The sequence below is a fragment of the Bacillus cereus group sp. Sample62 genome (assembly GCF_036851315.1).
GTDB classification, from domain to species: domain Bacteria; phylum Bacillota; class Bacilli; order Bacillales; family Bacillaceae_G; genus Bacillus_A; species Bacillus_A wiedmannii.
On sequence record NZ_JAFLPK010000001.1, the window covers coordinates 4,469,056 to 4,495,962 of the forward strand.

Consider the following 26,907-nt stretch of genomic DNA (forward strand, 5'->3'; position numbering starts at 1 on the left):
ATTCCTTTACCTCATCACTTCATGTAATTTTGGCATCGTCTCTTTCACAATACCTTCAAATTGTTTTACTTCTTCCATCGTGTTTTCTGGTGCCAAACTAATGCGAATAGCACTTGCAGCAGCGGCATGGGGTACTCCCATTGACACTAACACTCTGCTCACTTCATTTGCTTTTGAAGAACAAGCAGACTTCGTCGATACATATACACCGTGCTCTTCTAAAGCATGAACGACTACTTCTGGTTTTAAACCAACAAATGATACATTTAAAATGTGCGGTGCTGCATATGCAAGCGACGTATTGATCGTTACATCTTCCATCTCTTTAAAGAAACGGACAAGCTCTGTTTGTAAATTGTGCAAATGAGCTATCTTTTCTTTCACTTGTTCCATTGTCATGCGAAGTGCTTTCACCATCGCTACAATGCCAGGTAAGTTTTCTGTACCAGAGCGATATTTAAACTCTTGTTGACCACCTGATAAAATTGGATCTAACCTTACGCCATCACGTACATAAAGAAGACCCGTCCCTTTTACACTGTGGAATTTATGTCCAGATATTGAGCAAAGATCAATATGAGAAGCATATAAATCAAGCGGTACTTTTCCTATCCCTTGTACATGGTCCACATGGAATCTTATTTTCGGATAGTTCGATAATAACGTTCCAATTTCAGCAACAGGCTGAATTGCTCCAGTCTCGTTGTTCACGTGAATAATTGACACAAGAATCGTATCTTCACGAAGTGCTCGTTTTACATCCTCTACCGATACAACACCATGCTCATTAACCGGTAAATATGTTACATCAAAACCGAGATCTTCTAATTGTTTATATGCTTCAAACACAGACGCGTGTTCAATATTTGTTGTAATGATATGTTTACCGCGCGAACGATTCCTCATCGCTATTCCTTTAATCGCAAGGTTATTCCCTTCCGTTCCACCTGATGTGAAAATAATCTCAGAAGGTTTAACGTGAAGAAGCTGCGCTGCAATCGTTCTTGATTGTGTTAATAGACGCTCTGCCTCTCCCCCAAGCGAATGAATAGAAGAAGGGTTTCCAAAATATTTTCCAGCAACCGTTACGTACGATTGAAGAGCTTCTGGATATGGCTTCGTCGTCGCACTATTATCAAAATAGATCATCGTTCTTCCCCTTTCAGCGCTATCACATCATATAATCATATCACAAATACGTGTAATTACGCTAAGACTACTCAAAGGTTCCATTTTATCCCGATTGTGAAGACCGATAATTAGCGAGGATGACCCTACTGACTACAGTTTCACTATATTTTAAAACGAATAACCTTACTGTATTCCGCTATTCATTATAGCAACATCGTCCCCAAAATTACACAAAAAAACAAACCCTTATGAAAGGGTTTGTTCATTGTCTACATATTCAGCTATTTTTTGAACAACGCCAGGTTCAAGTTGCTCTAGTATAGAAGCCGCTTGTTCTAAAGCTGCATCGTATTGATATTCACGGAATAATTTCTCCGCATAATTTAAGCTCTCTGCAAGGTTCTCATCATGACTGCGGTAACGATTACCGTATTGAATTAATTTTTCAACTAAATACGCTTGTCCAATTAACTCTTCTGTCATTTCAGCTACACCATTAACAGTTGTGTACGCTTCTTCTAAACTGCTATTTACAGCGTTCATATTTAACGGTTTCACTTCTAACTGTTCATATACAGCTTGCATTGCCATTTGTCCTCTTTGTAAATCTTCCATAATGCTTTCTGGAAGACCTGGCAAATTCGATTTTTGCATAAAACGTTTCGTTTCAAAAATAATATTTCGCATTTCTTGTAACTTCTCACGCGCTTCAAATTCCTCTTTACGCATCGTTTGCAGCATTTCTTTATATTCTGCATGAAGTACTTTTAACGTTTCACATTGCTCATAAACCTCTTCTAGTTCCTCACGAATAATAGAAAAGGCAATATCTTGTTCCGCAACGCGTAATTGCAGCATTTCAAAACGTTTCGTTAAAATGTGCATTTGCTTTTCAATTACTTTTTGAGACTCAATGTCCTTATCTTGTAACTGATAACTTTGTTTCACAAGTTGTGTTTCTGCTTTTGTTTCAATCGTTTCAATGCGAATTTCTTCTAAGTCTTCATAAACAGAAAGTGTTTTTTGCTCCACATAATGTCTCGCATGCACTTCTTGTTCCAGTTGATCATAGAAGCCATCTAAACGCGTTTTTAAGTCTTCTACTTTTTCAGCCGCTTCCGTTATATGAAGCTCCTGTATATTCATTAAACATGTGTGTAGTTGTGTCGTCATATCGCGAACTTCTTTAGGGACTTCCAAATACTCTAATACATAACCTTGTCTTACCATATCATTATGTCCGTGTAATAAATCTTCCAACTGAACTGGTAACGTCGCTTGACACTCTACCAGTAAATCTGGAATTTGGTGAATAATGATTTCTAAGTTTGCTAAACCTTCTTCTAAACTAATAACAATTTCTCTCGCTTTTAAATAGTCGCCATTATCTGTTGCCTCTTCAAAGCTTTTAAACTTATTAGATTCAGCGTCTAGCATCTCTTCGATTTTCTGCTCTGCTGCTCCATACATATGCCTATGAGCAAGAACACTCTTCTTCATACTACGATATGTATCACGTAACCCTTCAATTTCCGAGCTATTTTTTTCATGGCTTTCTAACAATTGCTGTAATTCATTTAAAATGTCTGTAATACGATTATCAGCGTCATCTAAACCACTTATGGATTCATTCATCGCATGCTTTGCTTTTCGGAAGGAGAATTGCGAGGCGAATTTTCGCGCTTGCGCTAAATCTTTGTCTGCTTTCGGAAGGGTTGTTGATACAATCTCATCCCATTCTTCACGCCATTTACCAAACAGTTCTTCTGTTTGACCTGTCATATTTAAGTCTTTCACCCGTTTTAGTTCATCTGCCACAGGCTTATCTTTTATCTCTTGTTTCCACTGCTCCAGTGCTTCAATATCTTTATATGAACGATTTCTTATCACAAGCTCTATCATGAGCAGCACTAGAATAGAGCTTACTACAATGATAACGATCGTCAGGATAGAATCCATGCAAAAAAGCCTCCTAGTTATATCTCTTTTTTTGTCCGTTCCGTTTATGAAATGGAAGGCATTATGTATAAAAAGGGAATCCCCCTATATTTAACAACTAACAATGTACTAATCATACCATGTAATGGCTTGTTTTTGACCTAGTTTTTTTTAAAATTTCATGTTTCTTTCAATGCAATTGTAATCTTTCTCAATCTTCTGTTTGGATTATCTCTCATCATCAAATGATTGTAATAACAGGTTCTCTTTCATATGAGATACGAAATAAATTTTTCGCACAAGTGGTGGTTCAATAGAAATCGCATGCACATTTCCTTGCTTTACCGCTTGCTCTACTGCCATTTCTGGAAGTAACGTAATACCCAGTCCAGCTCCGACCATCGCAAGCATCGGTTCTGCATAAGAAGTTTCAAATGCAATGATTGGTTTCGCACCTATCCCTTGAAACATATTCGTAATCATTTTCCTTACATCACAAATTTCTGGATATACGATTAACTTTTCATTTTGCAAATCTTCCATTCGGATTACTATTTTCTCTTTATAAAGATGATCCCTTGAAACTACACAAACAATTTTTTCTTCTCGCATTTCTTTTATACACGTAGCGTCTTCTACTACTGAATCGACGAACATCGCTTCAATCTTCCGTTCTTTAAAAAGTCCCATTAGTACTTTCGTATGCTCAATTTTCCATTCTACTTCGAATCCATCACCTATCACATCTTTATATCTTGATATATAACGTGCTGCCAAACTTGGCAATATGCCTATAGAAATTTTACGCTTCTCTTGAAAATTCTTCATTTCGGCTTTCACTTCATATATGTGTTCCAAAACCGGTAACATCCTTGTTATAAATAACTCTCCAGCCTCTGTTAATTCCACTCCTTGCGCGGAACGCTTGAGTAAAGTAACCTCTAAATCCGCTTCTAACCTTTGAATTTGCTTACTAAGCGCCGGTTGAGAAATATGTAAAAGCTTACTCGCCTTTGATAAACTTCGCGTATTCTTCACTTCAATAAACGATCGTACTGCTTCCAAATCCATCGTACACACCTCTAACAAAAAGTTATAACTGTCATAAAAAATCGATATTTCCTTCTATAAAAAATTACTCTTTATACTTATTTCATCAACTTACTATAACGAAATGAAAAGGGGAAAGATACTCTTGGACAAAAAACAAATGCTACTCGGATCCCTCCTATGCTTACTTGCCGTAACTGCTTGGGGATTTATGTTTCCTGTCATGGCAAATGCCCTGCAGTTTATCGATCCGTTCTTCTTCACAACTATCCGATACGGATCAGCAGCTATTATTTTTCTTATTTTGCTATTCATTACTGAAGGAAAAACTTCACTCCACTTAGAAAAAAGAACACTTTCGCTATTCTTTTACGGAACAGTCGGTTTCGCTGGATATGGTTTTCTCATTTTTTACGGCCAACAACTTGCCGGACCTTCTGGAGCGATCCATGCTGCGATGATTCAGTCTCTTATGCCGCTCATCGCTTTATTATTGCAGTGGATAACAAAAAACAAACGCCCACAAAACTACACATTCCTTTGTATGTTCGTTGCATTGCTCGGTGTTATGCTTGTCATTTCAAAAGGAAATATTCACTTATTATTTGGAGCTGCCAGTCACCTCTCAACAAATATACTTATGCTATGTGGCGTTACTTGCTGGGTCATTTACACGAATGGCGGTGCTCGTTTTCAATCTTGGTCACCACTCAGGTATACGACGTTAACTTGTTTATTCGGCTCAGTTTCACTCATCGTTATCGTCACATTCTTCACTTACACAAACATCGTTACTATGCCGTCAATTCGTACCATTATGAGCGTTCGTTTTGAACTCTTGTATATGTCGATTATTGCAGGTGTTATCGCTGTATTTTGCTGGAACACAGGAAATCGCTATATTTCATCTATTAACGGCATATTATTTATGAATTTAGTTCCTGTACTTGCACTTATCGGTTCCATCTTTCGAGGTTATACAGTCGACAAAATTGAAATTGCCGGAGCCTCATTAACAATTATCGCGCTATTATGCAACAATGTATGGCAAAGGAAAGAAAGCACAAAAATCCCCACCTCAGTTCGTTAGGTGGGGATTTTTCACATATGAACAGCTCTTGGCAATTCATAGTACATATTCGTTATACATAATGTTTGCTCCATCCATTGTTCAATTTCTTTCGTGTACATTTCTATGAAAAATGTCTCAGACGGAAAAGAATGCAGCACTTCTGATATATATTGTGGATATAAAAACGGCATATTCATCATGCCTTTTAATTGCGTCATAAACATTGTAAAAGATACCTTTTTAAACTCTTGCTTCATTTGTCCCTGTCTAATCATTTGCTCTATATAATATCTTTCTTTAGAAAAGTAAATGGTCATCACTTCGCGAATTAATGTCGTATCAAGTGAAAGCTCTCGGTAGAAGAAACGTGTCAGTTCCCTATTTTCAAATTGATATCGTAAAATCCCGCGCACCATGTGCACCATCACATCTTTAGCCGACAAATATTCTCTTTGTTCAAAGGACGTTTCAATCACATGAATATATCCTTCTAAAAAGTCAGTAATAAGCTGTTCTAATAGGCCTTGCTTTCCAGCAAAATAATATGAAATATTCGCTACATTCACATCCGCTCGCTTTGCAATGTCTCGCACCGACGTTCCATCATAACCTTTCGTGTTAAACAACGATATTGCCGCATCAATTACTTTTTGTTTCGTCTGTTTCATGCGCTCACTTCCTCTCACTGAACAGCTATAGTTTAAATTTCTTGACTTTTAAGACAAATTCCTTTAATTTTCTATCGACAAAGTCATGTGAAATACATCGTATTTTGCTAATATTTTACACATCTCGATAAAAAGGGAGTTGTTTCCATGTTTACAAAAGAAAGTTATGCAGGTTCTCGTGAAGAGCAATACGAGACAGTAATTAAACAACTGGATGCATTATTAACTGGCGAACCGAACGTAGTCGCAAACTTATCAAATGCGTCCGCATTATTAAATCAATTTTTAGATCGTGTAAATTGGGTTGGCTTTTATGTAACAGAAGGAAATCAGCTTGTTCTTGGACCTTTCCAAGGAATGCCTGCTTGCGTGCGCATTCCATTTGGACGAGGCGTTTGCGGCGTTGCAGCTGAAACAAAAACAACGCAGCTTGTAGCAGACGTTCACCAATTCCCAGGACATATCGCTTGCGATAGTGCTTCTAATTCAGAAATCGTTGTACCGATTGTGAAAGAAGAAACTGTTATTGGTGTACTTGATATTGATAGCCCTGAAAAAAATCGTTTTGATGAAGTAGATCAGCGCTATTTAGAAAAGTTTGTGGAAACACTCCTAAAACATATTTAAAAAAGAAAAGAGCGAGTTATCGATTGCGTACATCCCGTACGAAACCGATAGCTCACTCTTTTTTATTGGTTACTAACAGTAGATATCTTCTTTAGTGCCTCCTCTAAATCAGAAACGATATCCTCCCATGATTCTAAACCGACAGATAAACGTATTAAATTATCGTAAATGCCCATTTCTTGTCTTAGCTCAGCTGGAATCGCAGCGTGCGTCATCGTTGCCGGATGCTGAATTAACGTTTCTGTATCCCCTAAACTTACCGCAATTGTAATAAAGTGAAGATCATTGATAAACGCTTGCGTCTCTTCTTTTCCGCCTTTTACTGAAAAAGAAATCACACCGCCACCTCGTTTCATTTGGCGAGATGCTAACTCCCCTTCTGGATACCAAACACCTTCTACCGCATCATGATTTTTCAGAAACGATACAATTTTTTCGGCATTATCACAATGGCGGTCCATTCTTACCGCTAATGTCTTTAATCCGCGTAATAATAACCATGCATCAAACGGCGCCATAATACCGCCGATATCTTTTCGCATCGGGCGAATTTTTTCAGCTAACGCTTTCGTTTTACAAATCGTTACACCCGCCACAACATCACCATGACCGCCAATATATTTTGTCGCACTATGAACGACCGCGTCACAACCAAGCTCAAGCGGTCTTTGTAAATAAGGTGAACAAAACGTATTATCAACAACGACAAGTAAGCCATTTCGCTTCGCAACCCGAATAACTTGTTTTAAATCGATTAATTTCATCGTTGGATTAATCGGTGTTTCAACGAAAATAACCTTTGTATTTGGACGGATTTTATTTTCGACATCATCCTCTGTCTCCATATCACAAAACGAATGCGTAATCATAAATTTCTCTTCTAACACTTCTAAAAAACCGTACGTGCACCCGTATAATCCATTTGAACAAATAATATGATCTCCAGCTTTTAGAAAGCCAATTAACGTTGCTGAAATAGCTGCCATTCCTGATCCGAAAGCAAGAGCTTCTTCTCCTCCTTCTAACACCGCCATACGTTCTTCAAATAATTTTACAGTTGGATTTCCAAGTCTTGAGTAAATATAAGACGGATCTACTCCCGCAAAACTCGCCTCTCCTTGCTGCGCAGTCTCAAATGTAAATGTAGACGTTTGAAATAACGGTGGTGTTAAACTTCCTTTATGTTCCTCTGATGTATACCCGTGATGAATTAACGCTGTCTCCATATGCTTCTTTTTCATAAAAACATCCCCTTTATGTTTTTATTGCCGCATATTCACCAGTAAAAACTGATGAACGTTTTTACTACATTTTATGTAAGCGTTTTATTTGTGTTTCTATCTCTTCTTTTATATTGTTTTAAATTCCTTCTTATATTAATTTCCAAAATTTATATGCATAAAACAAAAACGTACTCGCTTGACGAAACTCTGGGTAAAAGATATAATAGCGTTTGTGTAAAATAAAAAGGCAGCCTTGTAATGTGAGTTTATCGTTTGTATTTTGTTCCTCTACGGAGGTGTATCTCGTAACTCCCTGCTGCTGGAGCGAAGGTACATGAAAACAAAATGCCCGTAAATATCGATTACGTCTGTTTTTATTTTACGTAAATAAAAACATTTTTAAAGGAGGAGTCAACTATGGCTCGTTATACAGGTCCAGCTTGGAAACTGTCTCGTCGTCTTGGAATCTCTCTAAGCGGCACAGGAAAAGAATTAGAAAAACGCCCTTACGCACCAGGTCCTCACGGTCCTAACCAACGTAAGAAACTTTCAGAATACGGTTTACAATTACAAGAGAAACAAAAACTTCGTCACATGTACGGCATGACTGAGCGTCAATTCCGTCGCACATTTGACCAAGCAGGTAAAATGCCTGGTAAGCACGGCGAAAACTTCATGATCCTTCTTGAAGCTCGTCTTGACAACTTAGTTTACCGTATGGGCTTAGCTCGCACTCGTCGTGCAGCTCGCCAATTAGTAAACCACGGTCACATCACGGTTGATGGATCTCGCGTAGATATCCCATCTTACCGCGTTAAACCTGGTCAAACTATCAGCGTTCGCGAAAAATCTAACAGCCTTGTTGTTGTTAAAGAAGCGATCGAAGTTAACAACTTCGTACCAGAATACTTAACTTTCGATGCTGATAAATTAGAAGCTACTTACACTCGTCACGCTGAGCGTTCTGAGTTAGCAGCTGAAATCAACGAAGCATTAATCGTAGAGTTCTACTCTCGTTAATCTCGGTACTCTGCAAAGAGTATTATTAAAAGCCTTAGGAACCTTGTTTATCAAGGGGCCTGGGCTTTTTTTATTTTATAAAACACATATAATTAGGCCAAAAATAAAAAAAGCTGGTGTGTGTATAGAAATGGGTAAGTACAAAAAACAGATAAGAAAAGAAGCTACTTGTTTTGAAAGAAAAATTCACCGTGATCCCTCTTCATTTAAAAAACCTCAAAAAAATAAAAATGCTATTAGAAGAATTAGTACAAGATGAAGTAATATTCATGGTAGGACATTATGTCGTTACACGAATTAGAACAGATAAACCCCTTTCACGTTCCCTAACAATGGTTCAGGATCATTTAAAAAAATCGAGAAACAAAATACTGAATCACAAGGATAGAAATTACCTCTCTGAAAAAAAAGCCAATCCTCTGGATTGGCTTTTTTCGTTTATATATAAAATAAAATTATTTATTTTCCTCTTTCTGAACATATACATAAGCATCTTTCTGCTCTTTATGTACATCCACCTTCGAATTCTCTGCAAGCTGACCCGCATTTAGCAAAGAAAAAATAATGAGCGCTTCTAGTGACATTTCGTTTTACCACTCCTTTCTAGTTGTTATACATTTATCATACCGCTTACATGTGATTTCCGTATGAACTCGAAAAGGAGATTACAACAAAATGGTTACAGGAATATGAATGCACGCTATAATAGCCATTAAATAGGAGGTTGTTTCATTTTGACAATAAATCAAATGGTTCAATTGGGTAGTGCATGTATGTTGTTTATTACTTCCGCACTTATTAATTGGTATCAGGGGAGTAATTTGATAGATGATCCCGATGAATGGAAATATAGCGCTAAGTTTACGAATTACTTTAAAGGCACCGTTTCAAATTACCAAGATATTTATCAACTCGATTTCTTTATATATGCAGCAAAATTTTATCCGGCGGCATTTATCGTTATGCTAATTAGCTTACTTTATATGCTCATATTAATTCTTTATATTCTATTTAAAAGAAAAGATCCGGCAATCTAAATTCATACATAAAAACCCCGAATCATAAACTTTTCAGCCTACAATCCGGGGTACTATTTGTTTTATATTCGTTTCTGATTAGTAACGAATTAAGAAATATTTCTTTTTACCGCGGCGAATGATTGTGAATTTACCTTCGATGCGGTCGTTTTCTGTTACAACGTAGTCTAATGCTTGTGTACGTTCACCGTTTACGTAGATTGCGCCGTTCGTTACATCTTCACGTGCTTGACGTTTTGATGGAGAGATTTTGCTTTCTACAAGTAAGTCGATTAATACTGTATCTTCTGCAGTACGTTCTACAGATGGTACGTCTTTGAATCCTTGCTCGATTTCGCTTGCAGTTAGTTCTGCTACAGAACCGCTGAATAATGCAGCTGAAATTTTAATCGCTTGCTCTAATGCTTCTTCACCGTGAACAAGTTTTGTCATTTCAGAACCTAATGCTTTTTGTGCTGCACGTTTTTCTGGTGCTTCAGCTACTTGCTTTTCAAGCTCAAGAATTTCTTCATGAGATAAGAATGTGAAGTATTTTAAGTATTTAACAACGTCGCGGTCATCTGTGTTGATCCAGAATTGGTAGAACTCGTAAGGAGTTGTTTTTTCTGGGTCTAACCAAATTGCGCCGCCTTCTGTTTTACCAAACTTCGTACCGTCAGATTTTGTAACTAGTGGAATTGTTAAACCGAATGCTTTCGCATCTTCTTCTGATTTACGGATTAATTCAAGACCAGCTGTAATGTTACCCCATTGGTCACTACCACCGATTTGCAAGCGACAATTATGGTTTTGGTATAAGTTTAAGAAGTCGTATGATTGTAAAATCATATAACTAAACTCAGTGAATGAAATACCAGTATCTAAACGAGATGCTACTGTATCTTTTGCTAACATATAGTTTAAACCGAAGTTTTTACCGATATCGCGTAAGAATGAAATGACATCTAAGTTACCAAGCCAGTCATAGTTGTTAGCCATTGTTGCTGGGTTGTCCACGTTTTCGAACTCTAAGAAGTTTGAAAGTTGGTTTTTAATGCTTTCTGTGTAGTAAGCAACTGTATCTTTCGTATTTAATGTACGTTCTGCTTTTTTACCACTTGGGTCACCGATCATACCAGTACCACCGCCAACAAGTGCGATTGGTTGGTGACCAGCTAATTGGAAACGACGTAACATTAATACTGGTAACATATGACCGATGTGTAAGCTATCCGCTGTCGGATCGAAACCACAGTATAATTTAACGCTTTCTTTTTCTAATAATTGCTCAAGTCCCTCAGCGTCTGTTTGCTGATTAATTAGACCGCGAAATTCAAGATCTTGTAAAATACCCATATCCTACATACTCTCCTTTAAGTTCATTACTGGCGTGAAGGTTGAAAACATAAAAAAATCGCCCCTTTAAATAAGGGACGATTTTGATTATCGCGTTACCACCCTAGTTGCAGGCAAAAAAAAGCCTACCACCTTATTTACATAACGGCTTAGCACCGTCTTTTCCCTTTTGAATACAATTCAATCGAAAAAAGATGCTCTAGGGGCGTAATTCGCGATCATCTATGTGCTGATTTTCACCGGCCATCAGCTCTCTAAAACAGGGAAATGATCACTACTTCTCCCTTTCCACGCTCAATTATTCATATACTTTTCTTTATACCATCATTTATATAGGCGTGTCAAATAAGGGCCGGATTTCTCTTCTTGCCAATCCTTTACAACGCCATAAAGAGTATCGTAATAAGAGAAAAAATTGGAACTCCAACTAATAACGATACATGAAACACAACAGATAAATCATTCCCAATCGTAGCCTCCACAGGGTCTTTCACTGGAGAACCAAGAAATCCGATTAATCGATCGAAGCGACTTACCGTTTTTGGAAAATCTGGTATTCCTACATGGTCACTATCTAAATGCTGCTGTAATTTATGTTCATTCTTAAAGGGATTTTCGCTCAATTTCATCCACCTCCAGCAATTGTTTTAATTTCTTTATTCCGTTATGAAGTCTCGACTTTACTGTTCCAATCGGAATGTTTAATATCTCTGCAATCTCTTTTTGCTGCATATCATGATAATAAGAAAGGATTAGGACCGCCCTTTGCTCTTCGGGAACTTTCAAAATTGCTTCTCTTACTGTAAGCCGATCTTCGTGAGAAAATTCTTTTTCCTGAATCGGCACTAAAAATGGCAAAAGCGTACGCCACTTTTTTCTTCTATTTAATTTATTAATCATAAGACGATAACCAATTTGAAATAAATACGTTTTTATTTTACCTTTTTCAAGTTCATACATATGTTTCTTACGCTCTAGCGTCAAAAACGTATCTTGCACAAGGTCGATACTCAATTGTTCATCTCGGTTAAATCGATACAAAAATGTGTATAGCGCTGGTTTGATTAAAACATATAGTTTTTCTCCCGCCTGCTTATCTCCATTTTTGTACGCAAGCATGAGCTCTTCCTCAATCCCAATCTGCGCCATGATTTTTGATCTCCTTTATTCCTTTTAACGTTAACGAAATACGGGAAATTAAATAGCAACTAGCAACAATAATCCATACTTGCGATTGATTCGTAAAAAATTGAACATACGGGTTTTGAATTGTCTGCCCGGTTGAAACTAAAATATTTAATACTTGCACACATATGCATGCATACACTGCAAGACAAGCCGAAATCGTATCAAATACATTCCAGCGAAAATACACTTTTGTTTTTGTAAAATCAATTTTATATCCATTTTTCCGTACTATATGTTTTCTATCAAATGGAATAATGATTGAAAACATAACAATCATCATGACCCCAGCTGTAATCATTGATACTTTAAATCCGATTGGCATCGGTAATAGCAACCCACAAGAAAATACGACTATAATTCCAATTAAAGCAAAAGTAAGAAGTAATTTATTAGACATAAAAAAGCCTCCCTCATCTATTCTTTCATAAATGTATACAGACGAGGAAGGCACTTCGTTCAAATATTATTTTATTTTTTTAATAATCTTCGCAGGACTTCCGCCAACTACTACATTGTCCGGTACATCTTTCGTTACAACAGCACCAGATGCGATCACCGCATTATCTCCAATTGTGACACCTGGATTAATAATCGCTCTTCCACCAATCCATACGTTATCGCCAATTGTAACTGGTTTTCCATATTCTGATCCGCTTATGCGCTCTACTGGATCAAGCGGGTGCGTTGCGGTATAAATGTGAACACCTGGAGCTAACATGCAATTCACTCCGATTGTTACCGGGCATACGTCTAAAATCGTACAATCAAAGTTCGCGTAAAAATTTTCGCCAACGTGAATGTTATAGCCGTAATCACATCTAAAAGAAGATTCAAGATGAATGTTATCTCCTGTCGTTCCAAATAGTTCTTTTACGATTTCGCTACGCTCTTTTAATTGTACTTCTGGCGTATCATTTAATTTTCTCGTTAATATACGAGCCTGCTCCCTCTCTTGTACTAAAACTGGATCAGCTGGTATGTACATTTCCCCTTGTATCATCTTTTCTTTTTCTGTTTTCATCATACTACCCCCTTCAACTTATATATATAAGTTTATAATAACATAAAAAAAAGGTCTGAACGTTATTTCGTTCAGACCTTCCTCTCTTAATCTTCCATCGTTGATAAGTCACCTGTTGGTAAGTTTAACTCCCACGCTTTTAATACGCGGCGCATAATTTTACCACTTCTCGTTTTCGGTAATTTATCTCTAAATTCAATTTGTCTTGGCGCTGCATGAGCTGCTAGGCCTTTCTTTACAAATTGACGAATCTCTTCTTTTAATTCATCAGATGGTTCGTATCCTGCTCGAAGCGCGATAAATGCTTTAATAATTTCTCCGCGCACTGGATCAGGAATACCAATTACACCAGCCTCTGCAACAGCAGCATGCTCGATTAATTTGCTTTCTACTTCAAACGGACCAACTCGCTCACCTGACGTCATAATTACATCATCAATACGCCCTTGGAACCAGAAGTACCCATCTTCATCCATATAAGCAGAGTCACCTGATACGTACCAATCTCCCGGCATAAAGTAAGATTCATACTTTTGCTGGTTATTCCAGATTCCACGCATCATCGCTGGCCAACCTTTACCAATTGCTAAGTTACCCATTGTGTATGGAGGAACTTCATTTCCTTCATTATCAACAATCGCTGCTTTCACACCTGGAATTGGTTTACCCATTGAACCTGGACGGATTTCCATACAAGGGTAGTTACAAATAACTTGTCCACCTGTTTCTGTCATCCACCACGTATCATGAATACGAAGTCCAAATGCGTTCATACCCCAGCGAATTACTTCTGGATTTAACGGTTCACCAACGCTTAATACGTGACGAACTTGTGATAAATCATATTTTTTAATTGCATCTTGTCCAGCTCCCATTAACATACGGAACGCTGTTGGCGCACTGTACCAAACTGTTACACCGTAATCTTGCAGTGCTTCATACCAAGCATCTGGACTAAAACGGCCACCTAAAACAACATTTGATGCCCCAACTAACCACGGTGCGAAAATACCGTAAGCTGTTCCAGTTACCCAGCCTGGGTCAGCTGTACACCAATATACATCGTCTTCTTTTAAATCTAATACCCATTTCGCCGTTTGATGGTGCTGCACCATTGCATTTTGCGCATGAAGCACACCTTTTGGCTTACCAGTAGAACCAGACGTGTAATGTAGAATTAAACCGTCTTCACGGCCTAACCATTCAATATGTAATTCTTTTGAAGCTTGTTCAAATAAAGGATTGAACGCTACCGTTTTACCGCCTTCTTCTACATTATCTCCAACAAGGAAGACTGTTTTTAAAGCAGGTAAATCATTTAATGGTACGCGCTCTAACAATTCAGGCGTTGTAATTAACACCTTCGCTCCACTATCTTCTAAACGATCGCGAACTGCGCCTTCCATAAATGCTTCAAATAGTGGACCAACGATTGCCCCTAATTTCACTGCACCAAGAAGGGCAAAATATAATTCTGGAGAACGCGGCATAAAAATAAAAACGCGATCGCCTTTTTCTACATCGCCGTAATTTTTCAGGACATTTCCTGCTTTATTAGAAAAATCCTTCATTTCCTTAAATGTATACTTCTCTTTTCGCGATCCATCTTGATAATAAAGGGCTACTTTATTTTTACGATCGGATTTCGCATGCTTATCAATTGCCTCATACGCCATATTTACTCGGCCTGTTTCATTCCAAGTAAAGTTTTTATTAACCTCTTCCCAGTTAAAATTCGCGTATGCCTCATCATAATTCGGCAAATTATTTTCTCCTTTAATGACAGGAAGCGTTTCTACTTTCATACTTTACATCCCCCTCCTATGTATTCTATTATCTATTATAATGATATTATTTAAAATTTTCAGTATATTTGTTGATTTTTAGACAAATTTTTAATGACAAATTTCGATTCACATCGCATATATTATAAAGTACGATATTAATAGATTCACAAACCCTCAAGGTGGTGAGCAATACTTTGATTCATAAAAAAATATATAATGCTAGAAACTTAAAAACAGCGAAAGGCACTTTAATTATTGAAGGTCCTGTCTCTACACATAACTTAGAAATGTATGAATTTCATCCAGATTTAGTTGCGTTTCGTCCTGCCGAGCAGCAATATAAAGCAATTGTCGAAATTTCTAAATTACCAGAAGCTCGTCTCATTATTGCTAGACATGACCAAACGATTGTTGGATATGTTACATACTTATATCCTGATCCACTCGAACGATGGTCAGAAGGAAAGATAGCAAACTTAATTGAACTAGGGGCGATTGAAGTTGTCCCCGCCTTCCGCGGTTGCGCTGTCGGAAAGAACTTATTAGAAGTTTCCATGATGGACGATCATATGGAAGATTACATTATATTGACGACTGAATATTATTGGCACTGGGATTTAAAACAAACAGGCTTAAATGTTTGGGAGTACCGAAAAGTAATGGAAAAAATGATGAATGCTGGTGGCTTACAATGGATGGCTACAGATGATCCTGAAATTTGTTCGCATCCTGCTAACTGTTTAATGGTCCGCATCGGTAAACGCGTTGATACGGATTCTATTCAAGCATTTGATCGTCTACGTTTTCACAATCGTTTTATGTATTAATAAAGGGGGCAACTGGAATGATTGTAGAAGAAATTATGAATCAAGATGTGGTGACACTACATCCAAACGATACAATCGAAACAGCAATCCGAACGATACGCACGAAAGGCATTCGGCACATTCCAATTGTCGATCAAAATAATCATGTCGTGGGCATTATTTCTGATCGGGATGTAAGAGATGCAAGTCCGTCTATTTTAGATGAACAAGTTTCACTCGATATGCTGAAGCAACCACTTGAACTTATTATGAAACATCCTGTTATGACTTGCCATCCTCTCGATTTCGTTGAGGAAATTGCTACTTTATTTTTTGAAAATAAAATTGGCTGTCTTCCTGTTACAAAGGCAGGAAAGTTAGTTGGAATCATTTCTGAATCTACTGTACTGCACACGTTAGTGAAATTAACAGGAGCACATCAACCGAGTTCACAAATTGAAATTCAAGTAAAAAACGAACCTGGCATTCTTGGAAAAGTCGTTGCCATTTTTAGTGAGTTACAAATCAATATCGTGAGCGTTCTCGTCTACCCAGCAAAAGATGAGAATGATAAAGTACTCGTTTTCCGCATTCAAACGATGAATCCGCTAAAAGTGATTGATGCACTTGAAGCAGAAGGCTACCGCGTATTATGGCCGAATATTATGGGGATGCAAGCATGAGTAGCGCGTTTATTTATTCGGATGACTTTCGGGGCTATTCATTTAGCCCTGATCATCCTTTTAACCAACTGCGCGTCACACTCACGTATGATTTATTACAAAAGGGCGGTTTTATCTCTCCCTCCCAAATCATCTCACCACGAATGGCTACAGATGAAGAGATCGCCTACGTTCATACAGAGGAATACATAAATGCGGTAAAACGTGCTGGAGAAGGTAAGTTAGAAAAATCAATTGCGATGACATATGGACTCGGAACAGAAGATACACCGATGTTTCCAAATATGCACGAAGCAAGCGCATTACTCGTTGGCGGTACGTTAACTGCTGTCGATGCTGTTCTTTCCGGAAAAGTAAAACACGCGCTTAATTTAGGCGGCGGCTTACATCACGGCTTTCGCGGCAAGGCATCTGGATTTTGCATTTATAACGATAGTTCCATCGCAATGAAATATATTCAGAAGAAATATGGTTTACGTGTTTTATATATTGATACAGATGCTCATCACGGTGATGGTGTACAGTGGTCTTTTTACGATGATCCTAACGTATGCACCATTTCATTACATGAAACTGGGCGCTATTTATTCCCTGGAACTGGCGCTGTAAATGAACGCGGACAAGGTAATGGCTATAGTTATTCTTTTAACGTTCCACTCGATGCTTTTACAGAAGACGAATCGTTTTTAAATTCATATCGAACTGTCGTAAAAGAAGTTGCCTCATATTTTAAACCGGATATTATTTTAACGCAAAACGGCGCTGACGCACATTATTACGACCCACTTACACATCTTTGCGCAACGATGAATATTTACCGTGAAATACCGAAGCTCGCTCGCGAAATCGCTAATGAATATTGCGAAGGTCGCTGGATCGCTGTCGGCGGCGGTGGCTATGACCACTGGCGCGTCGTCCCAAGAGCTTGGGCACTCATTTGGCTCGAAATGAACAATATCCAAAACATCTCAGGTTATCTCCCTCCAGAATGGATTGACGCTTGGAAAGGACAAGCCGAAACAGAACTTCCCCTCACATGGGAAGATCCAGACAACATGTATAAACCGATCCCCCGTAAACCAGAAATTGAAGAAAAGAACGCATTAACTGTAACGAAATCCCTTGAAATTATTCGGAATAATATGACAAAATCTTTGTACTAAACGAAAAGGAGGCTCGTTTTTGAATAGCCTCCTTTTATTTATTGTCGACTTTTGTCGGTAAGTCGATATATTTCAGTTACTAATGGACTGGCCCAACTCGTATAAGAAAAGGTCGTGATATTATGTGGACACAACAAATAATCAACACGAAACGTGGCACATTTGAAATCTTTACAAAAGGAAATGGCGAACCGCTTTGCATTACACATCACTATTCACAATTTAATGAAACTGGTGATTACTTTGCGGATGTTTTCACTGCTACGCATCGTGTATTCCTCATTAATTTACGAGACGCTGGTAACTCTGTAAAAGCCCAGTCAGAAAACGAATTAAGTATGATTGAAACAGTTCACGACTTAGAAGCAATACGAGAAGCATTGCACCTTCCAATATGGCATTTCGCCGGTCATTCAACAGGTGGTATGCTTGGACTTTTATATGCGATTACATATCCAACTTCCTTGCAATCATTAGTCGTGGCCGGAGCTGCAGCAAGTAACTATACCGAAACACCATTTTGTATTTATCACCGAGAACATCCACAGTTTCATTATATGCAAAAGCTCATCGAAAACTTAAAAAACCCTTACCTTACTAATGAAGAACGAATGGAACTCTCTACTAAGAGGACAAAATTATCTTTGTATAAACCTGAAAACTACAACTCTTATTTTTGTAAACCAATCAAAAAAACAATGTCTTCTAGCCGTATGAATGCTTTCGCCAATGAATATCCTTCATTTGATTTAAGAGAGCATTTACCTTCCATCCAAACAAAGACCCTCATTATATGCGGAAGACATGATGTACAGTGCCCGATCCAGTATTCTATTGAGATGCATGATGGCATACGTAATGCTATTTTTGTGCCGTTTGAGGACAGTAACCATTATCCTTTTTTAGAACAAGCCAGTCGGTTTATTTCTATTACTCAAGAATTTTTTGGGATTAAAAAGAAAATTAAGGACTCACAAAGGCAATAAGTCTAGGAAGAGAGAACAAGTTTATTAGTGCTGTTTTGCTAAAGGAGGAAAATAGGGTGAAAGAAAAATTATTAAGAGTTGGAACGACTTATATTCCAGTTACCAACGTAGAGCTTTCTTTAAACTGGTATGTAAACAAATTGGGAGCAGAGTTGAACTTTAAAGACGAAGACAAAGCTATTATTAACTTTGCAAATCAAAGCTTTTTTCTAGTTAAATCCCAAGATAATCAAACCTTAAATTTTTTTGATTTTCACGGTGAAGAACGCTTTTCTATAACATTCGAAGTTAACGGATTACATGTACTAGAATCAATTCATAGTGAATTTATTGAAAAGGAAATTCTAGTTGGAGAGATTGAAAACAGAGGGCATGCTGGGAAGAATTTTGTTTTTTATGATTTAGATGGTAATAAATTTGATGTTTGGAGTGAATTAAGTCCTATTTTCAAAGAAAAATACCTAATATAGAGTGATTTTTTACAATCAGACGTAAGTATTAAATAACATAGAAAGATACGAGGCTTATTCCATTAAAGCCTCGTTAATGAATATATTAACCTTCAAAAGAAATATTTCACACTAGAAACAACAAGAAGAACAAAAAAATCATTAAGCCTACATCAATGAATATCGACTTTTTATCTCCTTCTTTTATACTCATCATAAAATTAGAAATTATTTTAATTCCAAAAAAGACCATCATAAATACCCCACCGAAGTGATCATTCGTAGAATCTTCATCATAAAACATTTGTATTGCACCGATAATTAATAAGATAAGTACGATATTCGTTCCAATCTTTAAAGCCTTGTTTAATTTATTATCTTTTGATGTATCTCCCAAAATGTAGCACGCCCTCTCATGCTCTCCTATGTTTTATCTCTCTTTATATTTTAACATGAATTACCTATTTTTTCCTTTTTTGTTCGAATAACATAAAAAAACCTACCAATTACTTGGCAGGTACATTACACGTTAAAGCGATAACCAGCGCCCCACACTGTTTCAATATATTGCGGGTGAGCAGGATCTCTTTCAATTTTTTCACGTAGCTTTCTAATGTGAACAACGACAGTGGCTAAATCGCCAGCAGAGTCTAATCCCCAAATGCGTTCAAATAACTGTTCTTTATTTAATACTTGGTTTGGATGTGTTACAAAGAATGTTAATAAATCAAATTCCTTCGTTGTAAACGCAATTTCTTCATTGTTTATAAAAACTTTTCTCGCCCGTTGATCAATAGAAATTCCGTGAATATATAACGTATCGCGTTGCTTACTTACATTCCCTGATAATCTTTCATAACGAGAAATATGTGCTTTTACTCTTGCTACTAGCTCACTCGGGCTAAACGGTTTCGTTATATAATCATCCGCTCCTAATCCGAGTCCGCGAATTTTATCTATATCTTCCTTCTTTGCTGAAACAAGTAAAACCGGAATATCTTTTATAGCTCGAATTTGCTTACAAATTTCAAATCCATTCATTTTTGGAAGCATAATATCTAAAATAATTAAATCGTAGTCTTCCTGCAAAGCCATTTGTAAACCTGTTTCTCCTGAATGTTCCACATCAACTTGAAAATCATTAATTTCTAAATAATCTCGCTGTAATTCTGCAATGCTTACTTCATCTTCTATTAGTAAAATTCTTTTCAATTTACTCACCACATTTCTCTACTTTTTCCAATGAGAAGAAAATGCTTGTGCCTTTCCCAAGCTCGCTTTCCACCCAAATTTTCCCGCCATGTTCTTCAACAATTTGTTTTGCTATCGCTAAGCCAAGTCCACTTCCACCTGTGCTAGAATTTCGCGATTGCTCTGCACGATAAAAACGTTCAAAAATGTAGGGAAGTGTATCCGATTCGATACCTGATCCGTTGTCCATTACTTTCACAATCACCTTATTGTCATCAATCGATACTGTTACAGTAATTTTCTTCTCTTCTTTATCCATGTATTTCACACTATTATGAATTAAATTTGATATCACTCTATTTATCTTTTCGCAATCAGCCGTTACATATAGTGGTGATGAGTGTAATTGTAAGTTAACTTCTATACCTTCTTTACTTAAATCCATCTGCATCTCTTCTATTAATTCTTGCATAAACATATTTAATTCAACCGTTTCAAACTGAAAGGGAACTCGATTCAAATCGAGCTTTGAGAATAAAAATAATTCATCAATGAGTGTATCCATATGTCTTGCTTTCGTATGAATAGTCGTTAAGTACTTATCCATTTTTTCTGGCGTATTTGCTACTCCGTCTTTTATTCCTTCTACATATCCGATAATAGATGTAATCGGTGTTTTTAAATCGTGAGAGATGTTTGAAATGAGCTCTTTTCGATTTTCTTCATACTGCGTTTGCATCTCTATCGATTCTTTTAATTTCTTTCTCATTTCCTCAAACCCTTGATTCAATTTCCCTATTTCATCGTGCGATGTAACTGGTATTTGAAAATCTAAATTTCCTTCTTTAATTTTCTCCGTCGCATCTTTCAATACGAAGATTGGTTTTATCACACTTCTTGAGACGAGGTAACTTAATAATCCAATAAGTAAGATAGCTAATAGTAAAAGCGATACAAACAAAATCGGAAATAACTTTTGTGTAAGATCTACAAATGAACTTTGCTTCTTTAATACAAATATACTCCCCTCTTCTTCCTGAGGAAAATAAAAATCAAATTTTACATATCGATAAAATGTATCGCCTAGTTCCGTTGTACCACGACTATTAATATTTGCTGATTCAAATTTCGGAAGGGCTTCTTTTAAAGATACATTTTCAAATATTTTTGTAGCATAAGAAATGGTTTCTCCCTTTCTTACAACTATTTTCACACCTTCTTTTTCAAGTGTTGAAACGAACGATTCATCTAATAGTTGAGATTGATTTTTCTTTGCCGCTAATTTCAATTCAATATACGTATTCTCTTCTTCTGGCGTAAGCGGCTTTTGAATATAGGAACTTTTATAGAAATTTTTCACTGATTCCAAGTCTCCTGTTATGGAAAAAACAATTAAAAATCCCGCGACTAATATGAGCGTAATGGAAACGAGAATAACAGCAATATAAGAGAATAAAAATCTTGTTTTAATAGACATATGTTACATCCTCACTTTACCCCGCATTAACGGGCAGTAAGATCCCCACCTCAAAATTCAGAGAAAGCAAAGAAGTTAAGTAGGGGATCAACTGCCCATAAAAGCCCGATTGGTTCAACTAATAATCAGTGGGGGATGAACAAAACCCCCACTGATTAAAGTTTCACTTTATCAAACCTTATTACTCATAAGCATAAAAATATATGTTCAAATACTCAAGCGATTTTATAGTAATTTTAGCGTCAGTTTATAAAAATTTAATGTTCTTATTTTACAGTTGAAATGAGGAGGTTGAAATTCCATGTTCAAAAAAACAGTAAGCATGATCTGTTGCGTAATTTTTTTGCAAGGTTGCTCGCAAGAACAAGAAGTTAAAAAGGAGATGACAAACATGGAGACAGCGCTACTAACAGCTACTGAAAAACAAGAAACGAATACTGTTATATCGTTACTCAAAAAAGGGGCTGACATAAATATAACGGACAGTAAAGGACGTACCCCTCTTATGATTGCTACATACAAAAATGATGTAAAAACCGCCAAAGCGCTTATTGAAGCAGGTGCTGACGTAAATATCCAAGATGATATGAAAAACAATCCCTTTCTATACGCCGGTGCAGAAGGTTACTTGGATATTTTAAAACTAACAATTGATGCCGGCGCAGATCCCTCGCTTACAAATCGTTACGGTGGAACAGCTCTTATCCCCGCCTCAGAACATGGCTATATTGATGTTATTAAAGAACTCCTTACGCGAACAACTATTGATGTTAACCATGTAAATAATCTCGGGTGGACCGCTTTAATGGAAGCCATCGTACTAAGTAATGGAAACGAAACACAACAACAAGTCATTCAGGTTCTTATTGAACACGGTGCAGATGTAAATATTCCAGACAACGATGGTGTTACCCCGTTAGAGCATGCTCGCGCTCATAACTTTGAAGAGATAGAGAAGATTTTGTTAGAGGGACGTAAGTAAAAAGCTATTTTTTGCCTTCCTCTCCCACCCTATGCTACATTTAACCCGTTACATCAATATTAATAGGGTGGGAATAAACATGAGCAAACCTAAAATTGGGATGATTGGACTTGGAAGTATCGCACAAAAAGCCTATCTTCCAACACTTACAAAAGAAACAGATTGGAATTTTGTAGGGGCGTTTACACCTAATGCGGAGAAAAGAAAACAAGTTTGCCAGCAATACCGCATTCAAGACTTTCATTCTATTGAAACGTTAGCTTCGGAATGCGATGCAATCTTCGTCCATAGTTCAACTGCTACACATTATGAAATCGTTTCTGAACTTCTGAAAAAAGGAATCGACGTTTATGTTGATAAGCCGCTAGCAGCTACAGTGGAACAAGCTGAGAAACTAGTCGAGTTGAGCGAAAAGTATAACCGAAAGTTAATGGTCGGATTTAATCGCCGATTCGTTCCTATGTATGTTGCTGCAAAAGAGCAAGCTCATGATATTTCATGGATTCGAATTGAAAAGCACCGCACAAATAAAGTGGGACCATATACGTACGACTTTACTATGTTAGATGATTACTTACATATTGTAGATACTGCTCGTTGGTTAGCTAATGATGGTCTTAACGTCGTTCATAATATGATGCAAATAAATGAAAAGAATGAACTTCTTTACGGATATCATACATATACAACACCAAGTGGACTGTTACTTTCTACCGCAATGCATCGCCATGCCGGTACAAACTTAGAACAAATTGAACTTGTAACGACAGGGAAAATCATTCGTGTAAAAAATATGAACACATTTGAAGTTGAGCAGGAAAATTCAGTTTCTCAAATTGGTTCACCATCATGGGATACGACGTTAAAACAGCGCGGTTTTGAAGATGCTGTTCATCATTTTATTGAATGTGTACACGGAGATACAAAGCCTGTTGTAGATGGATTAGAAGGATTAAAAACGCAGCAACTGCTGCAATCGCTACTGGAGAATGTAAACAAAAATTAAAACGGATACATTTTTCAGAATTTACTTTCATTCCCATTTCCCCTTTATTTCTCTCGTAAATTTCTATAGAATATGTTGATAGGAATTATAAATTTCATAATGAATCGTGGAAAGGATGGGATTAACACATGTGGAACGAGTTTAAAAAATTCGCATTCAAAGGGAATGTAATCGATTTAGCTGTCGGGGTTGTAATCGGGGCTGCATTCGGTAAAATCGTTAGTTCTTTAGTAAAAGATATTATCACACCATTACTTGGTATGGTATTAGGTGGCGTTAACTTTACAGATTTACATTTTGGATATGGTAAATCCGCTGTTATGTATGGTAACTTCATCCAAACTATTTTTGATTTCTTAATTATTGCAGCTTCTATCTTTATGTTCGTTAAAGTGTTCAACAAACTAACATCTAAAAGAGAAGAAGAAAAGACAGAAGAAATTCCAGAACCAACAAAAGAAGAAGAACTTCTTAGCGAAATTCGCGACTTATTAAAACAACAAAATTCTTCTAAAGATAGAGCATAAATGAACGGATAAAAAGGCATGCCCCTCGGGACATGCCTTTTCTATATGCTATAACGTTTCCGAATTCATATGAATAAATAAAATAATACCTGCAACCATAAGTACCATAATACTACCTGCAAATAGTGTAATACCCATAAACATTAAACTTGTACTCATGTCCACTGATACACTTTCAATAAAAATAGAAATTACATACGTGATAAGGGCAATTCCTGCAAGAATACTTCCTGGAACAAATCGCTTTAAGCCATTTTGTTTTAACGTCATATATGCAAAAATAGCAGTCATACAAAGCGTAATTATCCAAAGAACGATCATCTCTTCTCCCCCCTCACAAGCCTTTTCTTTCTATTATACATGACATTGCCCTATAATAGTTAAATTTGCACTTATGTGACATATAACAAGGAATCATACCATTTTGTAGCGAAGTCACCAATAAACCATGTACTCGGGAGGATTTCAATTGGAAGATGATATTGTAGGATACTTTAAACAAGTAGAGCGATATGATTATATTACAATTGACTTAGACAAAATTTTTTTTTACATGGAAGTTGTAAAAATAGAAACAAATGTGACTTTGCTAAAAATATCACTTAACTTAGAAAAAGATAAAACGATTGTAGATGGAAAAGCAAGGCACTATGATTCTTCTAGGTTAGAGCATTTCATACAAAATTTTAAACACACTGCACAAACATGCCTTGAACATAATTTACGAAGTCCTGAAGAACTTTTTGCATTTTGGAAAGGAAATTGACTATCAGAAAAAATGGATATTTTTCATATAAATTAATATAATTACGATATACAAATATTCTTTATAAGGGAGTATTCATAATGATTTGGATTTCACTAATCGTATTAGCCTATTTCATCATTCTCGTCACAATACAGTATAACTATATTAAGATGCTCAAGACAAAACAGAAAAAAATGAACAGGTCACAAACCAAACTATACGACAACATGTCTTATGAAGAATCCCAAATACACTATCATTATCAAAGTAACGTATTTACAATACCTGCTTCGCTTGTCGCAAGTATTATTTATAAGGTGAAACATGCAGCATAATATGTACGCTGTAAAATTATTGTTTGAATCTGTTCATTCTGGTGAGCCTGATCCTACGAAAATTGATGAGCATTATGAAGAGAATCACGATACACTTTTTGAAGAAAGTATTATTCTTGTTAAGGCAAACAGTATAGAGGGAGCTCACGAATTAGGTAAAAAAATCGCTATACAATCTAAAGATACATACAATAATATGTACGATGAGCAAGTGACATGGACGTTTCGAAAAGTGTTGCATGTGTTTGAATTAGACGATACACCATTTGAAACTGGAAAAGAACTATACGCAAGGTTTTTACACGTTAAAAAAAATGAAACGGTAGATACAGTAGTTAAAACATACTATCCTGAATACGAATAAAAGCTCACAGCAATCGCTGTGAGCTTTTTTATACTTACTTCGTTGAATCTCTAAATTGGATGCGGTGAGGTAAGATAACAGTGTGATCTTCCACTTTTTCTTTGTTCATATACTTTGTTAATAGACGCATTGCTACTGCACCGATATCATACATCGGTTGTACAACTGTTGAAAGTTGCGGACGAACCATTAATGCAAGGCGTGTATTATCGAAACCAAGTACTTCTACATCAGTTGGTACGTTTAATCCAGCGTCTTGTGCTGCATGGATTACACCTAGTGCCATTTCGTCAGAAGATACGAAGATTGCTGTTGGCTTTTCATCACTGCTCCAAAGCTTTTCGAATGCTTCGATACCTGAATCATATGTGTAATCTCCATCGATTATAAGATTTTCATCATATGAAATACCTGCTTCTTCTAAAGCTTTTTTATAACCTTGTAACTTCTTCGCGCTTCCCGCTTTATTAATGAAAGGACCAGAGACGAAGCCGATACGCGTATGTCCTTGCTCAATAAAGTGCTTCATTGCGTCGTAAGCTGCTTGTGTATAATCAATATTTACTGATGGCGTTTCATTTTGCTCATCAAATGACGCTGCTAATACGATTGGTACTGGCGACTTTTTGAATTCTTCAATGTGAATGTCTGTAATATCTTCACCCATGAAAACAATTCCGTCCACTTGTTTTCCAAGCATCGTATTTAATAAATGGAACTCTTTCTCTTTGTTTTGGTCAGAGTTACTTAAAATGATGTTATATTTGTACATTGTTGCGATATCTTCAATTCCACGAGCAAGTTCTGCATAAAACGTATTTGAGATATCAGGAATAATAACACCTACTGTAGTTGTCTTCTTACTTGCTAGTCCACGTGCTACCGCATTTGGGCGGTACCCTAAACGATCAATTGCTTCTAATACTTTCTTTCTTGTTGTAGGCTTTACATTTGGATTACCGTTCACAACGCGTGATACGGTAGCCATTGAAACGTTTGCTTCACGCGCTACATCATAAATTGTTACGTTCATCTCATCGCACACTCCTTCTATTTTTGTTATCTATTTTTATGTATCGGTTACTTGAATGAA

32 protein-coding genes and 1 other annotated feature are annotated in these 26,907 nt (G+C 36.8%); of the genes, 15 read left to right on the forward strand and 17 right to left on the reverse strand.

All coding sequences use genetic code 11. From position 1 onward, the window contains the following. Positions 1 to 6: 6 nt before the first annotated feature. The 3 genes from J0835_RS22825 to J0835_RS22835 form a co-directional block, all read right to left on the reverse strand. Positions 7 to 1,149: a cysteine desulfurase family protein gene (locus J0835_RS22825; protein ID WP_087982414.1), complete on the reverse strand. Its 1,143-nt coding sequence runs from the start codon at positions 1,147 to 1,149 to the stop codon at positions 7 to 9. A gap of 228 nt (positions 1,150 to 1,377) precedes the next feature. After that, positions 1,378 to 3,090 (reverse strand): septation ring formation regulator EzrA, encoded by a 1,713-nt coding sequence (gene ezrA, locus J0835_RS22830; RefSeq protein ID WP_087982416.1) that lies wholly within the window; start codon positions 3,088 to 3,090, stop codon positions 1,378 to 1,380. Positions 3,091 to 3,297: 207 nt separating this feature from the next. Next, positions 3,298 to 4,140 (reverse strand): LysR family transcriptional regulator, encoded by an 843-nt coding sequence (locus tag J0835_RS22835; protein WP_087982418.1) that lies wholly within the window; start codon positions 4,138 to 4,140, stop codon positions 3,298 to 3,300. A 124-nt stretch (positions 4,141 to 4,264) separates the two neighbouring features. Between J0835_RS22835 and J0835_RS22840 the strand changes: the two genes are divergently transcribed. Next, a complete protein-coding gene (locus J0835_RS22840; RefSeq protein ID WP_087982420.1) occupies positions 4,265 to 5,209 on the forward strand; it encodes a DMT family transporter in 945 nt (314 codons plus the stop codon). An 11-nt stretch (positions 5,210 to 5,220) separates the two neighbouring features. Here J0835_RS22840 and refZ read toward each other — a convergent pair whose 3' ends face one another. Further along, positions 5,221 to 5,859: a forespore capture DNA-binding protein RefZ gene (gene refZ, locus J0835_RS22845; RefSeq protein ID WP_087982422.1), complete on the reverse strand. Its 639-nt coding sequence runs from the start codon at positions 5,857 to 5,859 to the stop codon at positions 5,221 to 5,223. Between the two features lie 147 nt (positions 5,860 to 6,006). On the opposite strand from refZ, the gene J0835_RS22850 reads away from it, so the two are divergent. Continuing rightward, the gene (locus tag J0835_RS22850) at positions 6,007 to 6,486 is read left to right on the forward strand and encodes a GAF domain-containing protein (protein ID WP_087982424.1); all 480 of its coding nucleotides are present in this window, start codon (positions 6,007 to 6,009) and stop codon (positions 6,484 to 6,486) included. 62 nt (positions 6,487 to 6,548) lie between these two features. Here the strand turns inward: J0835_RS22850 and megL are convergent, their stop codons facing one another. Beyond that, positions 6,549 to 7,727 (reverse strand): methionine gamma-lyase, encoded by a 1,179-nt coding sequence (gene megL / locus J0835_RS22855; RefSeq protein ID WP_087982426.1) that lies wholly within the window; start codon positions 7,725 to 7,727, stop codon positions 6,549 to 6,551. Between the two features lie 399 nt (positions 7,728 to 8,126). Between megL and rpsD the strand changes: the two genes are divergently transcribed. Further along, complete coding sequence (gene rpsD, locus J0835_RS22860) at positions 8,127 to 8,729, forward strand: 30S ribosomal protein S4 (protein ID WP_000135322.1); 603 nt, start codon at positions 8,127 to 8,129, stop codon at positions 8,727 to 8,729. A gap of 455 nt (positions 8,730 to 9,184) precedes the next feature. On the opposite strand, the gene J0835_RS22870 is transcribed toward rpsD, so the two are convergent. Then, positions 9,185 to 9,313 (reverse strand): hypothetical protein, encoded by a 129-nt coding sequence (locus J0835_RS22870; RefSeq protein WP_000050944.1) that lies wholly within the window; start codon positions 9,311 to 9,313, stop codon positions 9,185 to 9,187. Positions 9,314 to 9,463: 150 nt separating this feature from the next. Between J0835_RS22870 and J0835_RS22875 the strand changes: the two genes are divergently transcribed. Next, positions 9,464 to 9,766 (forward strand): YjdJ family protein, encoded by a 303-nt coding sequence (locus J0835_RS22875; RefSeq protein ID WP_087982427.1) that lies wholly within the window; start codon positions 9,464 to 9,466, stop codon positions 9,764 to 9,766. Between the two features lie 78 nt (positions 9,767 to 9,844). Here J0835_RS22875 and tyrS read toward each other — a convergent pair whose 3' ends face one another. From tyrS to acsA, 6 genes are all read right to left on the reverse strand, one after another. Next, positions 9,845 to 11,101 carry a tyrosine--tRNA ligase gene (gene tyrS, locus J0835_RS22880; RefSeq protein WP_000512075.1) on the reverse strand — a complete coding sequence of 419 codons (1,257 nt, stop codon included), beginning with the start codon at positions 11,099 to 11,101 and terminating at the stop codon, positions 9,845 to 9,847. Positions 11,102 to 11,171: 70 nt separating this feature from the next. Next, positions 11,172 to 11,401, reverse strand: a binding site (T-box leader). A 77-nt stretch (positions 11,402 to 11,478) separates the two neighbouring features. Then, complete coding sequence (locus J0835_RS22885) at positions 11,479 to 11,724, reverse strand: hypothetical protein (protein ID WP_087982430.1); 246 nt, start codon at positions 11,722 to 11,724, stop codon at positions 11,479 to 11,481. Next, the gene (locus J0835_RS22890; protein ID WP_087982432.1) at positions 11,705 to 12,250 is read right to left on the reverse strand and encodes an RNA polymerase sigma factor; all 546 of its coding nucleotides are present in this window, start codon (positions 12,248 to 12,250) and stop codon (positions 11,705 to 11,707) included. Before J0835_RS22890 ends, J0835_RS22885 begins: the two co-directional genes overlap by 20 nt. Then, positions 12,231 to 12,686: a hypothetical protein gene (locus J0835_RS22895; protein WP_087982434.1), complete on the reverse strand. Its 456-nt coding sequence runs from the start codon at positions 12,684 to 12,686 to the stop codon at positions 12,231 to 12,233. The genes J0835_RS22890 and J0835_RS22895 overlap by 20 nt, the downstream gene beginning before the upstream one ends. 66 nt (positions 12,687 to 12,752) lie before the next feature. Next, positions 12,753 to 13,313: a maltose acetyltransferase domain-containing protein gene (locus J0835_RS22900; RefSeq protein ID WP_087982436.1), complete on the reverse strand. Its 561-nt coding sequence runs from the start codon at positions 13,311 to 13,313 to the stop codon at positions 12,753 to 12,755. A gap of 83 nt (positions 13,314 to 13,396) precedes the next feature. Further along, positions 13,397 to 15,115, reverse strand: coding sequence for an acetate--CoA ligase (acsA, locus tag J0835_RS22905; protein ID WP_073516737.1), 1,719 nt, complete (start codon positions 15,113 to 15,115; stop codon positions 13,397 to 13,399). A gap of 176 nt (positions 15,116 to 15,291) precedes the next feature. Between acsA and acuA the strand changes: the two genes are divergently transcribed. From acuA to J0835_RS22930, 5 genes are all read left to right on the forward strand, one after another. Next, positions 15,292 to 15,924 carry an acetoin utilization protein acetyltransferase AcuA gene (acuA, locus tag J0835_RS22910; RefSeq protein ID WP_087982438.1) on the forward strand — a complete coding sequence of 211 codons (633 nt, stop codon included), beginning with the start codon at positions 15,292 to 15,294 and terminating at the stop codon, positions 15,922 to 15,924. Positions 15,925 to 15,941: 17 nt separating this feature from the next. Beyond that, entirely contained in the window at positions 15,942 to 16,586 is a 645-nt protein-coding gene (locus tag J0835_RS22915; protein WP_000634568.1) for an acetoin utilization AcuB family protein, read from the forward strand. After that, positions 16,583 to 17,749, forward strand: coding sequence for an acetoin utilization protein AcuC (gene acuC / locus J0835_RS22920; protein WP_076540770.1), 1,167 nt, complete (start codon positions 16,583 to 16,585; stop codon positions 17,747 to 17,749). Before J0835_RS22915 ends, acuC begins: the two co-directional genes overlap by 4 nt. 122 nt (positions 17,750 to 17,871) lie before the next feature. Further along, positions 17,872 to 18,735 (forward strand): alpha/beta fold hydrolase, encoded by an 864-nt coding sequence (locus tag J0835_RS22925; RefSeq protein WP_087982439.1) that lies wholly within the window; start codon positions 17,872 to 17,874, stop codon positions 18,733 to 18,735. 56 nt (positions 18,736 to 18,791) lie between these two features. Next, positions 18,792 to 19,205: a VOC family protein gene (locus J0835_RS22930; protein ID WP_000660174.1), complete on the forward strand. Its 414-nt coding sequence runs from the start codon at positions 18,792 to 18,794 to the stop codon at positions 19,203 to 19,205. 106 nt (positions 19,206 to 19,311) lie between these two features. On the opposite strand, the gene J0835_RS22935 is transcribed toward J0835_RS22930, so the two are convergent. The 3 genes from J0835_RS22935 to J0835_RS22945 all read right to left on the reverse strand — a co-directional run bounded on the left by J0835_RS22935 (position 19,312) and on the right by J0835_RS22945 (position 21,852). Continuing rightward, positions 19,312 to 19,581: a hypothetical protein gene (locus tag J0835_RS22935; RefSeq protein ID WP_087982441.1), complete on the reverse strand. Its 270-nt coding sequence runs from the start codon at positions 19,579 to 19,581 to the stop codon at positions 19,312 to 19,314. 125 nt (positions 19,582 to 19,706) lie between these two features. Continuing rightward, entirely contained in the window at positions 19,707 to 20,396 is a 690-nt protein-coding gene (locus tag J0835_RS22940) for a response regulator transcription factor (RefSeq protein WP_087982443.1), read from the reverse strand. 1 nt (position 20,397) lies between these two features. Further along, complete coding sequence (locus J0835_RS22945; protein ID WP_087982445.1) at positions 20,398 to 21,852, reverse strand: sensor histidine kinase; 1,455 nt, start codon at positions 21,850 to 21,852, stop codon at positions 20,398 to 20,400. Between the two features lie 301 nt (positions 21,853 to 22,153). Between J0835_RS22945 and J0835_RS22950 the strand changes: the two genes are divergently transcribed. The 3 genes from J0835_RS22950 (at position 22,154) to mscL (ending at position 24,367) form a co-directional block, all read left to right on the forward strand. Continuing rightward, the gene (locus tag J0835_RS22950) at positions 22,154 to 22,834 is read left to right on the forward strand and encodes an ankyrin repeat domain-containing protein (RefSeq protein WP_087982447.1); all 681 of its coding nucleotides are present in this window, start codon (positions 22,154 to 22,156) and stop codon (positions 22,832 to 22,834) included. A gap of 79 nt (positions 22,835 to 22,913) precedes the next feature. Further along, positions 22,914 to 23,840, forward strand: coding sequence for a Gfo/Idh/MocA family protein (locus J0835_RS22955; protein ID WP_087982449.1), 927 nt, complete (start codon positions 22,914 to 22,916; stop codon positions 23,838 to 23,840). A 128-nt stretch (positions 23,841 to 23,968) separates the two neighbouring features. Then, positions 23,969 to 24,367: a large conductance mechanosensitive channel protein MscL gene (mscL, locus tag J0835_RS22960; RefSeq protein ID WP_087982451.1), complete on the forward strand. Its 399-nt coding sequence runs from the start codon at positions 23,969 to 23,971 to the stop codon at positions 24,365 to 24,367. Positions 24,368 to 24,415: 48 nt separating this feature from the next. Here the strand turns inward: mscL and J0835_RS22965 are convergent, their stop codons facing one another. Continuing rightward, positions 24,416 to 24,688, reverse strand: coding sequence for a DUF3917 domain-containing protein (locus J0835_RS22965; RefSeq protein ID WP_000636592.1), 273 nt, complete (start codon positions 24,686 to 24,688; stop codon positions 24,416 to 24,418). Positions 24,689 to 24,836: 148 nt separating this feature from the next. Here J0835_RS22965 and dhp61 point away from each other — a divergent pair, with 148 nt between their 5' ends. From dhp61 to J0835_RS22980, 3 genes are all read left to right on the forward strand, one after another. Further along, entirely contained in the window at positions 24,837 to 25,133 is a 297-nt protein-coding gene (dhp61, locus tag J0835_RS22970) for a protein Dhp61 (RefSeq protein WP_140386905.1), read from the forward strand. Positions 25,134 to 25,213: 80 nt separating this feature from the next. Next, positions 25,214 to 25,450: a DUF3949 domain-containing protein gene (locus J0835_RS22975; protein WP_087982455.1), complete on the forward strand. Its 237-nt coding sequence runs from the start codon at positions 25,214 to 25,216 to the stop codon at positions 25,448 to 25,450. A gap of 1 nt (position 25,451) precedes the next feature. Further along, positions 25,452 to 25,814, forward strand: a complete 363-nt coding sequence (locus J0835_RS22980; RefSeq protein ID WP_140386923.1) for a DUF4288 domain-containing protein — start codon at positions 25,452 to 25,454, stop codon at positions 25,812 to 25,814. Between the two features lie 34 nt (positions 25,815 to 25,848). On the opposite strand, the gene ccpA is transcribed toward J0835_RS22980, so the two are convergent. Continuing rightward, entirely contained in the window at positions 25,849 to 26,847 is a 999-nt protein-coding gene (gene ccpA, locus J0835_RS22985) for a catabolite control protein A (protein WP_001103309.1), read from the reverse strand. Between the last annotated feature and the right edge of the window lie 60 nt (positions 26,848 to 26,907).

Coding starts and splice junctions, on each gene's coding strand:
- J0835_RS22825 (WP_087982414.1), bottom strand. CDS start 1,149: ATGATCTATTTTGATAATAGTGCGACGACGAAGCCATATCCAGAAGCT.
- ezrA (WP_087982416.1), bottom strand. CDS start 3,090: ATGGATTCTATCCTGACGATCGTTATCATTGTAGTAAGCTCTATTCTA.
- J0835_RS22835 (WP_087982418.1), bottom strand. CDS start 4,140: ATGGATTTGGAAGCAGTACGATCGTTTATTGAAGTGAAGAATACGCGA.
- refZ (WP_087982422.1), bottom strand. CDS start 5,859: ATGAAACAGACGAAACAAAAAGTAATTGATGCGGCAATATCGTTGTTT.
- J0835_RS22850 (WP_087982424.1), top strand. CDS start 6,007: ATGTTTACAAAAGAAAGTTATGCAGGTTCTCGTGAAGAGCAATACGAG.
- megL (WP_087982426.1), bottom strand. CDS start 7,727: ATGAAAAAGAAGCATATGGAGACAGCGTTAATTCATCACGGGTATACA.
- rpsD (WP_000135322.1), top strand. CDS start 8,127: ATGGCTCGTTATACAGGTCCAGCTTGGAAACTGTCTCGTCGTCTTGGA.
- J0835_RS22870 (WP_000050944.1), bottom strand. CDS start 9,313: ATGTCACTAGAAGCGCTCATTATTTTTTCTTTGCTAAATGCGGGTCAG.
- tyrS (WP_000512075.1), bottom strand. CDS start 11,101: ATGGGTATTTTACAAGATCTTGAATTTCGCGGTCTAATTAATCAGCAA.
- J0835_RS22890 (WP_087982432.1), bottom strand. CDS start 12,250: ATGGCGCAGATTGGGATTGAGGAAGAGCTCATGCTTGCGTACAAAAAT.
- J0835_RS22895 (WP_087982434.1), bottom strand. CDS start 12,686: ATGTCTAATAAATTACTTCTTACTTTTGCTTTAATTGGAATTATAGTC.
- J0835_RS22900 (WP_087982436.1), bottom strand. CDS start 13,313: ATGATGAAAACAGAAAAAGAAAAGATGATACAAGGGGAAATGTACATA.
- acsA (WP_073516737.1), bottom strand. CDS start 15,115: ATGAAAGTAGAAACGCTTCCTGTCATTAAAGGAGAAAATAATTTGCCG.
- J0835_RS22915 (WP_000634568.1), top strand. CDS start 15,942: ATGATTGTAGAAGAAATTATGAATCAAGATGTGGTGACACTACATCCA.
- acuC (WP_076540770.1), top strand. CDS start 16,583: ATGAGTAGCGCGTTTATTTATTCGGATGACTTTCGGGGCTATTCATTT.
- J0835_RS22925 (WP_087982439.1), top strand. CDS start 17,872: ATGTGGACACAACAAATAATCAACACGAAACGTGGCACATTTGAAATC.
- J0835_RS22945 (WP_087982445.1), bottom strand. CDS start 21,852: ATGTCTATTAAAACAAGATTTTTATTCTCTTATATTGCTGTTATTCTC.
- J0835_RS22950 (WP_087982447.1), top strand. CDS start 22,154: ATGTTCAAAAAAACAGTAAGCATGATCTGTTGCGTAATTTTTTTGCAA.
- J0835_RS22955 (WP_087982449.1), top strand. CDS start 22,914: ATGAGCAAACCTAAAATTGGGATGATTGGACTTGGAAGTATCGCACAA.
- mscL (WP_087982451.1), top strand. CDS start 23,969: ATGTGGAACGAGTTTAAAAAATTCGCATTCAAAGGGAATGTAATCGAT.
- J0835_RS22965 (WP_000636592.1), bottom strand. CDS start 24,688: ATGATCGTTCTTTGGATAATTACGCTTTGTATGACTGCTATTTTTGCA.
- J0835_RS22975 (WP_087982455.1), top strand. CDS start 25,214: ATGATTTGGATTTCACTAATCGTATTAGCCTATTTCATCATTCTCGTC.
- J0835_RS22980 (WP_140386923.1), top strand. CDS start 25,452: ATGTACGCTGTAAAATTATTGTTTGAATCTGTTCATTCTGGTGAGCCT.
- ccpA (WP_001103309.1), bottom strand. CDS start 26,847: ATGAACGTAACAATTTATGATGTAGCGCGTGAAGCAAACGTTTCAATG.